Source organism: Aeromonas sp. R2-4, from assembly GCF_040908365.1.
GTDB classification, from domain to species: domain Bacteria; phylum Pseudomonadota; class Gammaproteobacteria; order Enterobacterales; family Aeromonadaceae; genus Aeromonas; species Aeromonas veronii.
The window spans coordinates 1-12,196 of the sequence record NZ_JBFODO010000046.1; the positions used below are offsets into that span (position 1 = coordinate 1).

A 12,196-nucleotide genomic window follows, 5' to 3' on the forward strand; every position below is an offset into this window, starting at 1 on the left:
CCCCCATCTAAAAAAAAGAAAAACCACCAATAAAAATCTAATTAAATCCCAAAAAAAGAACCTCAGAAAATAATAAATTTAGTTTAAAAACAACAACTTAACCAAGATTGCGTGCTTTGTGTGTAAATATCTCCATTCATTCTAAATGGATTTCACAACACGAATTAACTCAAAATGTGCTTTAGCTAGAAGCGCATGAGCATGTCTGCACATTTGCATAATCGAAACACCATATACTTTAAAAAGCAGTTACTCTGCATGTTGAATATATAGAGAGCATAAGAAAACACTAATAATCTGTTGATTTTTAAAATATTGTGGTTAAACTTAATTGGAAGCATGGGTGGCTTAATGAGTATCTAGAATGACCGAACAAAAAACAGTTTATCTATTCAATGGTGTATATTTTGATTCTATAAGACATGAAATAAAAAATATTGGTGATGATATATCAGTCTCACTCTCATACACTGAGTCAAAAATACTTGAGATGTTTCTAAACTCTCACGGAAAAGTCATTAGTAAAGAGCAACTATTGACTTACGCTTGGGGTGGACGAGTGGTTGCGAATTCATCTGTTGCGAAAACGATATCCAACCTGCGCCTATCCATAAAAAAATGTGGTGTAGATGAAGACATTATAATTACAGCACCAAGAATGGGATATAAATATGTTGGTGAGGTCAATATTATTGAAAATGAGATAACATTAGCCACGATTGATCCCCCCTTATTACAGGATGCATTTGAAGCACAACCTGTAGAGTCAGCCAACGATCATGGTGGAAAGGGAGACGATATAGGAAAAACAACAAATAGTTTCGAATGGATAAAAACAAAACAATTAAGTTCCAGCAATTTCTTCTATTTTCCATGCTGGTTTCTAACCATGTTTTTTGTGATTATTTCGTGCAAAAACATACATTACCTCTATATGTCCAACTCGACTGATTTCTATATAGATAATGGGTATATAAAAACTCAGACTTCTAATGGGATTGATATAATCCATAAAAAAACACTCATCCCCCCAAATTGGCTCGCTCAAATAGAGCTTGTTATGCAACCTGGGGAAGCAATTTTTTATGATGATAGCGGTGTGTCCATAGTTATCAGTCTCCATAAAAGAGAACTAGTTAATAATGGCATTAACTACAGTTTTGATAAAAAAAAGTATAGCCATGACATTATTGTTAATTATATTGTGTCGGACATGAAAAAATGAAAAGCAAAGTTACCTGCATACTTTTGGTTTTATCCATCTCAATTTATTTAGTTAGTATTAGACTTGTAGAGCGGGCAGAATACAAGAATTTAATTTCTTTCTCATCAGCACCAAAGACCGAAGATTCTTTTGCAGAGATATACAAATTCAGAGAAAGTTCCAACTGGCACGAAGTGTGGCATGTGATCATTAATGAATTGAACTTTGCCTCTACACTTTATCTGACCGGAAGCAGTATTAAGGGTACAGCGAAATTCAAATCTCATGGTCACTATGAAATAAATAGCCACGATGGAGAGGTTTATATTATTTATAAGACAATTCAAGATGGTGAAGGCAATGAGGTTTCAGACCTATCAAGAATCAGAGCATATCTGACACAGGTTGGTAGAGATGGAATGGAGAATAAAAACTCAATCAAAGTTATTTATAATGACTCACATATGAAAATAATTAAGCGAGAGCAAAGTGATGAATTTATTCTTTATTCACATACATCATCTGAATAATAAAAAATTCTTATTATCATAATATCTCTCAAAATTGTTTATCAGCCAACAGTTACTTACCACCCGTTAGAGATAACAAGTCAGAAAAATGGTTAATATCGAACGAGAGGGGCCTCTCAAGCAAGACAACATTTCTCCTACGATAACTAGCTTTGTCTAACACCAGTGGACGTCCCTTATGGTACCGCTTCTTGTCGCTACGCAGCGGGATGACCACTTTTATCCTTCTGCGCCGGAGTTCTGCCCGCAAAGCTCTGCTGCTATAGGTCTATCTGAGACAAGATCCGCTGGCCGCGTGCGATAACGGCCTGATAAGGTCGGTATCCTTACCATGGCCAACGCACTTGTCGCATATCTGATTTCCACTGATTGCCCCGGTGAAGAGCAGAACTCCAGCGGTAAATCATTACCATCAGTGACCAAGTGGATTTTGCTGCCGAAACCGCCACGCGAGCAACCAAGCGCCTGATTAACAGAAATTTTTTAAGCCCTCGGACAACATTTCTGGATGTCCTGACATTCGAGCCGTCAATGCCACACAGGTCGAAGTCGATAAGTCCTTCTTCATTGATATGCAGTTGCAGCGCTTCAAGATGGCATCAATGCGACCAATGCTCTTCCAACGTCGAAAGGTGTTGTAGACCAAAACGTTCTGGGAGGTCTCGCCGAGGAGCACCGGTATAGAGTATCCAGATAATACCATCGAGCACCTGACGTGGATCGCAAGTACGACGTCAGGTTATGTGGTGATATGGAAAAAGGGGCTCGATTAGTCCCCATTGAGCATCGCTCAACTGGTAACGACAGGACACTGCATAGTGTCTTAAGTTTTTGAGAAGATTTGAGATTATATCTTAAGAACACAGCCTTGAAGGTGAATGAGCCACGCTTCATCAGAGACCTGTTGGTGATGGGGTGAAGCGATTAACCCATTATGAAAAGTGGAAGGGGATGGTGGTGATCAGATCACAGCCCCCTCCGTTCCCTTCAAACGTCATCGATTTTGCTAACAACTCTGACCTTGCCTGAAAGCCACCTGCTCGCACAGCCGCAAGTTAGCACATTATGTAATCTTGTGAATTCCTAGCAGTAGTAGAAAAAGGGCCCTCTGATTGCAGGGCCCTAGTAGTTTCCAACTTAATTGCTTGTTTCCAACTTCAATGTCACGGTTTCCAACTTAAATGATCGTGATCACTAAACGCCACTTACTTGGCGTAATCCTCAGTCGGGATACAGGAGCAGAACAGGTTGCGATCGCCGTAGACGTCGTCGATGCGGTTCACAGAGGGCCACAACTTGGCGGCGCGCACGGCGTCGGACGGGAAGACCGCCTCGGCGCGGCTGTAGCCACGGGACCACTCTGCATCCATCACATCGTCCTGGGTGTGCGGCGCATGGACCAGCGGGTTGTCGGAGAGGCTCCACTGCCCCTCCTGCACCTTGGCAATCTCGGCGCGGATGGACGTCATCGCCTCGACGAAGCGGTCCAGCTCGCGCTTGGATTCCGACTCGGTCGGTTCGACCATCAGGGTGCCCGCTACCGGGAAGCTCATGGTCGGCGCGTGGAAGCCGTAGTCCATCAGCCGCTTGGCTACGTCCATCTCGCTGATGCCGGAAGCCTCCTTGAGCGGACGGATATCCAGAATGCACTCGTGGGCCACCCGACCGTTACGTCCGGAATAGAGCACCGGGAAGGATTCCCCCAGCTTCTTGGCCAGGTAGTTGGCGTTGAGGATGGCCACCTGAGTGGATCTCTTCAGCCCCTCGTCACCCAGCATGGCGATGTACATCCAGCTGATGGGCAGGATGCTGGCCGAACCAAACGGTGCAGCCGACACGGCGCCGTTGTTGCGGCTCTCCTTGTCGGTCTTGACCACGGCGTGACCAGCCACGAACGGTGCCAGATGCTTCTTCACACCGATGGGGCCCATGCCCGGGCCGCCACCGCCGTGAGGAATGGCAAAGGTCTTGTGCAGGTTGAGGTGAGAGACGTCCGCCCCGATAAAGCCCGGTGCCGTCAATCCAACTTGCGCGTTCATATTGGCGCCGTCCAGATAGACCTGACCACCGTGCTGGTGAACGATGTCGCACACCTCCTTGATGGTCTCCTCATACACCCCGTGGGTGGAGGGGTAGGTCACCATCAGACAGGAGAGCTGATCCCCCGCCTCGGCGGCCTTGGCGCGCAAGTCGTCGAGATCCACGTTGCCGGACTTGTCACAGGCGGTGACGATCACCTTGAGCCCCGCCATCTGGGCAGAGGCCGGGTTGGTACCGTGGGCAGAAGCCGGAATGAGGCAGATATCGCGATGTCCCTCGCCGCGGGATTCGTGGTACTTCTTGATGGCGAGCAGACCTGCGTATTCGCCCTGAGCACCTGAGTTGGGCTGCATGCAGACCGCATCGTAACCGGTCACCTTCACTAGCCAGTTTTCGAGGTCGGCCAGCAGCAGCTGGTAGCCCCTGGCCTGTGCGAGCGGGGCGAACGGGTGCAACTTGCCGAACTCGGGCCAGGTCACCGGGATCATCTCGGCGGTGGCGTTGAGCTTCATGGTGCAGGAGCCGAGCGAAATCATGGCGTAGTTGAGCGCCAGATCTTTGGCTTCGAGACGGTGGATATAACGCAGCATCTCGGTTTCGGAGTGGTACTTGTTGAACACCTCGTGGGTCAGCACGGCGTCGGTGCGCAGCAGATCCTGCGGGATGGCGTGATGGGCCTGAGCCGACTGGTCGAGGGCCTCGATATCCAAGCCGTGGCCTGCGCCCAGGAACAGTTCGAACAGCTCGGCCACATCGCCGCGGGTGGTGGTTTCCGAGAGCGACACCCCTACCGCACCGTCGAGGTCTGCACGCAGGTTGATGCCGAGCCCCTCGGCCTTGGCAATGAGTGCTGCTTTATCTGCCGTCTGCACGGTCAGGGTATCGAACCAGCTGGCATGCTTGAGAGCCACACCCTTGGCCTTGAGGCCAAGCGCCAGAATGGTAGTGAGACGGTGCACGCGGGAGGCGATGGTTTTCAGCCCCACCGGGCCGTGGTAGACGGCGTAGAAGCTCGCCATGTTGGCCAGCAGCACCTGAGCGGTACAGATGTTGGAGTTGGCCTTCTCGCGGCGGATGTGCTGCTCGCGGGTCTGCATCGCCATGCGCAGCGCAGCCTTGCCGCGGGCATCCTTGGAGACGCCGATAATGCGGCCCGGCATGGAGCGCTTGTAGGCATCGCGGGTGGCGAAGAAGGCGGCGTGGGGGCCACCGTAACCCATGGGCACACCAAAGCGCTGGGCGGAGCCCAACACCACGTCGGCACCCAGCTCACCCGGGGATTTGAGCAGCAGCAGGGAGAGCAGATCGGCGCTGACGCAGGCCAGCCCTTTCTGGGCCTGTACCGCGGCAATCAGGGCACGCAGATCTTTCACCTCACCTGTGGTGGTGGGGTACTGGAACAGGGCCCCGAACACCTCTTCGCTCACTGCATCGCTCGCAGCGCCAACCGCCACGTCGAAACCGAAGTGAACCGCGCGCTCCTTGACCACGTCGATCACCTGCGGGTGCACGTCATCGGCCACAAAGAAGAGGTTGGATTTGGACTTGGCCATCCGTTTGGCCAGCGCCATCGCCTCGGCGGCGGCGGTCGCTTCATCCAGCAGGGAGGCGCTTGCCAGATCCATGCCTGTGAGATCCAGCGTCAGCTGCTGGAAGTTGAGCAGGGCTTCGAGACGGCCCTGCGCCAGCTCGGGCTGGTACGGGGTGTAAGCGGTATACCAGCCCGGGTTTTCCAGCACGTTGCGCAAAATGACGTGGGGCACATGGGTATCGTGATAACCCATGCCGATGTAGCTCTTGGCAATCTTGTTCTGAGCGGCATAGCCCCTGAGCTTGGCCAGCGCCTCCACTTCGGTCATGCCGGCACCGATCCCCAGCGGGCCCGGCAGGCGAATGGCGGCGGGCACGGTCTGTTCAATCAAATCGTCCAGGCTTTCGGCCCCGACGGTCGCCAGCAGCTGGCGCAGCTCTTCCTCGCCCGGGCCGATATGGCGGCGGACAAAATCGGTTTTTTGCTCGAGTTCAAACAGTGACTGGGTCATTTCCCTATTTCCTGATAAATAAGTCCTGGCATGACATCCTGATAACCAAGACCTGATGTTCCTGATCGTCGGCTGATACCGACTCCACTCATGTTCTGGGTCCCGCAGACAGGGCGCGGCACCGGATGCTGCGGCAGCATCGAGAGGGGATCGCCTTGTTGCGAACCGGCCTGTTTGCCCCTAGGCTCCCAGGCTGGCAAACGGCAAGCGCGGGCGACTTCACCCTTCCACCGGCCGGTGCTTGCCCGGCTGGCGGTCATACAAAGGGGCCCTGCTGTGTTGGCAGGGCCCGGGGGCATTACTCTTCGTCCACCACGTTCTGGTAGCCTTCGGCATCCAGCAGGTTGGCCAGCTCGCTCTCGTCATCGAGCTTGATGCGGAACAGCCAGCCAGCGCTGTAGGGGTCAGAGTTGACCAGCTCGGGGCTCCCTTCCAGCTCTTCGTTGACGGCAATGATCTCGCCACTCACCGGGCTGTAGATATCGGAGGCCGCCTTGACCGACTCGGCCACGGCGCAGTCGTCACCGGCACTGACCTGCTTGCCCACTTCCGGCAGCTCGACAAACACCATGTCACCCAGCAGCTCCTGGGCGTGTTCGGTGATACCGACCACGGCCTCGCCGTTGGCTTCAACACGGATCCACTCGTGGGAAGTGGCATATTTCAGTTCGCTCGGGATATGGCTCATTTGTGCTTCCTTTGATCTTTGAGTCGCGTTTAAAAACGAATATGAAAAGCGATGGGGGAGGCACTGCCCTCCCCCAAGACGGTATTAAACCAGCTTCTGGCCGTTACGGACGAAAGCAGGCTTGGTGACCTTCACGGTGACCAGCTTCTTGCGGATCTCCACCTCGGCCAGTTCACCGATATCACGGGGCACCCGTGCCAGGGCAATACTGTAGCCCAGGGTGGGGGAGAAAGAGCCGGAGGTGATCACACCTTCCCGCTTCTCACCGTTTGCCGCGGTGAAGGTAACCGGCATGCCGGCACGCAGCACCCCTTTCTCTTCCATCACCAGACCAACCAGCTTGGGCTGATTGCCCGCCGCTTTCTGCGCTTCCAGCACGTCGCGGCCGATGAAGTTGCGATCGCTCGGCTCCCAGGCGATGGTCCAGGCCATGTTGGCGGCAAGCGGAGAGATTGACTCGTCCATGTCCTGACCGTAGAGGTTCATCCCCGCTTCTAGGCGCAGGGTATCGCGGGCACCGAGGCCGCACGGGGCGACGCCGTTATCCAGCAGCGCTTGCCACAGCTCACAGGCTTTCTCTTGCGGCACCACGATTTCATAACCATCTTCGCCGGTGTAACCGGTGGTGGCGATAAAGAGATCGCCAGCCTGCACGCCGAAGAAGGGTTTCATCCCCACCACGGCGGTACGCTGAGCGGCGCTCAGCACAGCAGCAGCCTTGACCTTGGCGTTGGGGCCCTGCACCGCAATCATCGCAAGCTCGGGACGCTCGGTCACTGTGATATCGAAATCGATGGCGTGATGGCGGATCCAGGCCAGATCCTTCTCGCGGGTAGCGGAGTTGACCACCAGCCGGTAGAAGGTATCGGTCAGGTAATAGGTGATGAGGTCATCGATCACGCCGCCTTCCGGATTGAGCATGCCGCTGTAGAGGGCCTTGCCGGGGGCAGTGAGTTTGGCCACATCGTTGGCCAGCAGGTGTTGCAGAAAGGCTTTGACCCGTTCGCCGGTCAAATCGACGATGGTCATGTGGGAGACATCAAACATGCCGGCATCGCTGCGCACCGCGTGGTGCTCTTCCAGCTGGGAGCCGTAGTTGATGGGCATTTCCCAACCGTGGAAGTCCACCATCTTGGCGCCGGCTTCCAGGTGTTTGGGATGCAGTACAGTAGTCTGGATCATCGCATTCTTTCCTTAGCAAAAAGCCTTTTCGCTTTGGCGACCACCCTTGCGACCCGCGCCACCGCTCTGACTGCACTACGTACAGCAAAAAGCGACCGGATCCAAAAGTGTGTGCTCGCTCCTGCCCTTGCCAGGCAAGAGGGATTCCTTGAACGGAGCGGATTATATGACAAGCAGGCGAGCGTGCCGCTCAAAAAAAACTAATCCCCTCCCGTAAAACTGACTCCAGACACTAAGATAAATGCAGTGATAAAAACAGCCATAAGCCGACTCAGGCGAGATTAAATTTTGATTTTTACCGTTTCGTCACAATTTGCAGAAAAACGTTTCGCTTCAGAGCAAAATTAAAGGCTGACACCCAAAATGGGTCATCAGCCTTGTCGGATTACTTTTGTTGTCAAAAACGGCGAGTAATATTAGTTTTTTTCACCCTTGGCCTGCATGGCACTGCCCTTGGTCGCAGCAACAGCCCAGTCAGGACGGGCCAATGCGGGCAACTCGCCCTCCAGCCCCATAGCGGCGCGGATCACCCCCTCCTTGAAGGGCGTCAGCAGATTGGCCGCGCGCAACCCGACGCCCCGCACCAGCTTCTTGAGCGGGTTGGCCCCGCTGAACAGCCGCTTGAGCCCCTCCATCGCCGCCAGCATGCGAGCCGCTTCGCTCTTGCGCCAGCGCTCGTAGCTGCGCAGGTTGGCGAGCAGGCCGATATCCTCACCCGCGGCATGATTTTGCAAGATCTGCTCCGCCAGCGCGGCAGCATCCAGCAGGCCAAGGTTGACCCCCTGCCCCGCCAGCGGGTGGATGGTGTGGGCGGCATCTCCCACCAGCACCAGCCGCTCGCGGGCAAAGTCGCGGGCATAGCGGGCGGTAAGAGGAATCGCGCTGCGCGGCCCCTCCACCTTGCACAGACCGAGCCGGGCATCGAAGGCGGCGGTAAGCTGGCGATTGAACTGCTCGTCATCGCAGGTGCAGAGCGCCTCGGCGCGGGCCGCAGGCAGCGACCAGACGATGGAACAGAGGTTCTCCTGCCACAGCGGCAAAAAGGCTAGCGGGCCATCCGGGGTGAAGATCTGGCGAGCAACAGCTTCATGGGGTTCGGCGCAGCGCACCGTCGCCACCAGCGCGTGGTGGCCATAATCCCAGCTGGTAAGCGGGATATCAGCCTGACGGCGCACCCAGGAGTGGGCGCCATCGGCAGCCACCACCAGTTTGGCCGAGATGGCCTGACCATCTTCAAGAAGCAGCAGGGCGCCCGCCGGGCCGCTCTGCAGACTCTTGGCTCTGGCGGGGGTCAGCAACTGGATATTGCTGGCACCTTCAATTGCCTCAAGCAGCGCCAGCTGGATCACCCGATTCTCGACGATATGGCCGAGGTTGGACTGACGCAGGCTGGCGGCATCGAAGTCGATATGGCCAAAACTGTCCTGCTCCCACACCGCCATCTTGTCGTAGGCCTGCAGGCGGCGCGCTTCAATGCCGTCCCAGGCGCTGACATGGCGCAGGGTCTGCTGGCTGGCCAGACTCAGGGCGCTGACCCGGTTATCGGCCACCTCCCCCAGCTGCGGGTCGGGCAATTGCCCCTCCACCACCAGCACCTTGAGGGCGCTATGTTTCAGGGCCGCAGCGAGCCCCAGCCCCACCATGCCGCCACCGACAATCACCACATCCACATTTTGCATCTGCATCATCTCATCCTTTCAGGGCTGACCGGCTGGCCAGCGAGGGGATGCCCGCAGGCATTCCCTCTTTATTCATTACGTTTTGCTCAACGAATGGCGGTCACCATCTTCCGGTCGACATGTTCCACTCAACAAGTGCTGGCTAGTTGCCGCACACATCAGCGACAAAGCCCAGGGTACGCGAGGCAAGCGGTGCCTTGAGGCATGGGAATCGCCCCATCAGGGTGAGCGCCAGATTGCGCCCCGCCACCAGCGGATCGTGACCATTGGAGAAAAGCTGGGCCAGCGAAGAGGTGAGCCAGACGGTCTGCTCCTGATCGCGCTGACGCTGCTGCCAGTAGCCACTCAGTACCTTGAAGCTGCCGATATCCTCCCCCTCTGCCAACGCCTTGGCTACGGCGCCGGTAAGCAGGTCCAGATCCCGCATCCCGAGGTTGAAGCCCTGTCCGGCGATGGGGTGCAGGGCGTGGGCGGCATTACCGACCAGCACGGTACGCTGGGCCAACGGGTAGTCGCAGGCGGTCAGAATGAGCGGATAGACGTGACGCACGCCACATCGCTCGAAGCGGCCGAGCCGCCAGCCAAAGGCCTGCTGCAGACGAGCAAGAAACGCCACCTCATCGAGGGCCATCAGCTCATCCACCTCATACTGCCCGACGCTCCACACCAGCGAGGAGAGCCCCTCCTGCATCGGCAGCAGGGCCAACGGCCCCCCTTCGGTAAAACGCTCGAAGGCGCGTCCCTCAGGGTCTTGCGCCGTTTTGACCGTGGCGATGATGGCGTGCTGCTCAAAGTCGTGGCAGGTCACCGGCAACTTGAAGTGCTGACGCACAAAGGAGTTGCCGCCGTCTGCCGCCACCAGCAGGCGGGTCTCAATCTGTTCACCACTCTCGAGGGTGAGGGTCACCTTCTCCTCATCGGGCACAATCTCGCTCACCCGGGCCGGACAACAGACTCGGATATTGGGCGAGGCCGCCATCGCCCGTTGCAGCTCATGACCGGCAGCGGCAAGCTCGATCACCTGGCCCAGCGCGGGCAGACCGTATTCGGCAGCCGACAGGCGAGCCTGACCGAAGTGGCCCCGATCCGAGACATGAATCTGGGTAATAGGGGCGCAATGGGGGGCAAACAGCGACCAGAGTCCGCGTCGCAACAGCGCATCACAGGTACCGGCCGAGAGCGCAATGGCGCGAGCGTCGAACCCTGAATGGGTGTGCTGTTCGGGGACGCTTGCCTCCAGCAGCAGGATCTCGAGGGGGGAGCCATCGGATCGAAGCAGGGCTGCCAGCGAGAGGGCCAGCACGGCACCGCTCATTCCACCGCCGACCAGGGTGACATCGACCTGTTGCACATCAGATTGAGACATAAGCAGAGAGGAAGAAGTGAAAAAGGTGGCCTCATGCTATCACAAAGCCGCTGGCCGAATGCGAGGTCACCGGCAAAAAACCGGTTGCGCCTCACAGGGTTAGCCACCACAAGGGAATAAAAAAGAGCGCCATCAGGCGCTCTTGCAGATTCAGTAAGGGTCGCGTTGACCCGCACCTCAATGAAGGGTCGGCGGCGCGCTCGGGGTATCGGGGCGCTTGCCAAACTCTTCGAAGGCCATCATGACCCCCAGCTTGACGTGTTCGTAGAGCACCAAGAAGGAGGCTTCGTTCTCGTCATCTTCCTGATCGAACTCGGCAGAGACCTGAGTGATGCTGGCGATATCCTGGATCATCTCCTGCAGCTCTTCCGACGCACGCGACAGCTCCTGCTGCACAACACCGAAACCGGCCAGAAACGCCTGTGACCAGTCCACCAGCGCATCGATCCGCTCATCGAGGGGTGTGTCATCGCTTGGCAGCAACAACTCCACCCCTTTTTGAGCCATCAGGCTCTCGACCACATTGTGATAAAGATCGGTCATCACCTGGCGCACCGGGGCCGGCAGGCCGAAACCGTCGTTCACCAAATCGTTGAAATGGGGGACCCAGCTCTTCTCATCCAGTGCCACACCACCACACACCAGACCGCAGATCACACCATGGGCCTCGACTGCACTGGCCATCAGCTCATGCTGCTCCATGATGTCGGCCACAGCCGCATATTTAAGGGGGTTTGTTTTGCTCATAGAGGATCCGCTCAAAGTTCAGGCAAATTTGCAGAATTAATGGTCAGGATCCTAGCATTCTCCCTCTTGCAGAGCCAGCAAGGCCTTGAAACTTATGCATCTGCGCTATATAGTCCCGCCCAGTTGTCCACGTGGATAAAGGCGGAAATCAGCTCCGCCGTATTGAGGAAGGCATGAGCACAGAGGCCGTAGAAATCGTCATTTTGGGACGTCCCTACAAGGTATCCTGTCCCTTGGGACAACAGGATGCCCTGCGCCAGGCCGCCGAGCAGCTGACCGACAAGTTGATCGACCTGCGTCAACGTTCCAAAGTCTCCAGCAACGAGCAATTGGCTATCATGGCGGCGCTCAATTTCTGTCATGAGCTCTGCCTTGAAAAAGAGAAGAACCACCAATACTCTGAGACCATGGACAAGCGGATCAAGATGCTGCAGCGCACCATCGAAGCGGCCCTGATCGAGCACGGACAATATGGTGATTCCAGCGAAGAGGGGCAGCAGCCCTAATCGCAAACCGTTTTAAAATTCCCTGGGATGTTTGTCAGCCGGTTCAAGTCCCCGAGCCGATATTCATACCAAACAGGGGATCTGCCTTCTGGCTATTGCGCATGCTCGGCACGACCGAGAAGCCTGCGGTCAGATCCGATCCCCGCCTTGAACCGACGGTTCAAGGGCCCAAACCGGCAACGGCATCTCGGGGTACCAACAGCAAAAGCCCG

At 55.7% G+C, this 12,196-nt stretch carries 9 protein-coding genes, 1 other RNA gene and 1 pseudogene; 4 read left to right on the plus strand and 7 right to left on the minus strand.

Features of this window, described 5'->3' with window-relative positions; all coding sequences use genetic code 11:
* Positions 1-364 precede the first annotated feature (364 nt).
* Positions 365-1,225, plus strand: coding sequence for a transcriptional regulator (locus tag AB5Z05_RS17755; protein ID WP_368152461.1), 861 nt, complete (start codon positions 365-367; stop codon positions 1,223-1,225).
* Entirely contained in the window at positions 1,222-1,734 is a 513-nt protein-coding gene (locus tag AB5Z05_RS17760) for a hypothetical protein (protein ID WP_147746082.1), read from the plus strand. The genes AB5Z05_RS17755 and AB5Z05_RS17760 overlap by 4 nt, the downstream gene beginning before the upstream one ends.
* Positions 1,735-2,375: 641 nt before the next feature.
* Here the strand turns inward: AB5Z05_RS17760 and AB5Z05_RS17765 are convergent.
* From AB5Z05_RS17765 to AB5Z05_RS17795, 7 genes and pseudogenes are all read right to left on the minus strand, one after another.
* A pseudogene (locus AB5Z05_RS17765) lies at positions 2,376-2,528 on the minus strand (transposase); the annotation flags it as partial.
* A gap of 411 nt (positions 2,529-2,939) precedes the next feature.
* The gene (gene gcvP, locus AB5Z05_RS17770) at positions 2,940-5,816 is read right to left on the minus strand and encodes an aminomethyl-transferring glycine dehydrogenase (protein WP_368152464.1); all 2,877 of its coding nucleotides are present in this window, start codon (positions 5,814-5,816) and stop codon (positions 2,940-2,942) included.
* A 298-nt stretch (positions 5,817-6,114) separates the two neighbouring features.
* Complete coding sequence (gene gcvH / locus AB5Z05_RS17775) at positions 6,115-6,504, minus strand: glycine cleavage system protein GcvH (RefSeq protein ID WP_005333898.1); 390 nt, start codon at positions 6,502-6,504, stop codon at positions 6,115-6,117.
* An 84-nt stretch (positions 6,505-6,588) separates the two neighbouring features.
* Positions 6,589-7,686 carry a glycine cleavage system aminomethyltransferase GcvT gene (gene gcvT, locus AB5Z05_RS17780; RefSeq protein WP_058056652.1) on the minus strand — a complete coding sequence of 366 codons (1,098 nt, stop codon included), beginning with the start codon at positions 7,684-7,686 and terminating at the stop codon, positions 6,589-6,591.
* A gap of 416 nt (positions 7,687-8,102) precedes the next feature.
* Positions 8,103-9,371: an FAD-dependent 2-octaprenylphenol hydroxylase gene (locus tag AB5Z05_RS17785; RefSeq protein ID WP_368152540.1), complete on the minus strand. Its 1,269-nt coding sequence runs from the start codon at positions 9,369-9,371 to the stop codon at positions 8,103-8,105.
* Between the two features lie 136 nt (positions 9,372-9,507).
* A complete protein-coding gene (ubiH, locus tag AB5Z05_RS17790) occupies positions 9,508-10,731 on the minus strand; it encodes a 2-octaprenyl-6-methoxyphenyl hydroxylase (protein WP_213386362.1) in 1,224 nt (407 codons plus the stop codon).
* A gap of 177 nt (positions 10,732-10,908) precedes the next feature.
* Positions 10,909-11,478 (minus strand): UPF0149 family protein, encoded by a 570-nt coding sequence (locus AB5Z05_RS17795; RefSeq protein WP_368152467.1) that lies wholly within the window; start codon positions 11,476-11,478, stop codon positions 10,909-10,911.
* 173 nt (positions 11,479-11,651) lie between these two features.
* Between AB5Z05_RS17795 and zapA the strand changes: the two genes are divergently transcribed.
* Positions 11,652-11,984, plus strand: a complete 333-nt coding sequence (zapA, locus tag AB5Z05_RS17800; RefSeq protein ID WP_005333910.1) for a cell division protein ZapA — start codon at positions 11,652-11,654, stop codon at positions 11,982-11,984.
* A 16-nt stretch (positions 11,985-12,000) separates the two neighbouring features.
* A non-coding RNA gene (gene ssrS / locus AB5Z05_RS17805) (6S RNA) lies at positions 12,001-12,182 on the plus strand.
* Positions 12,183-12,196 lie beyond the last annotated feature (14 nt).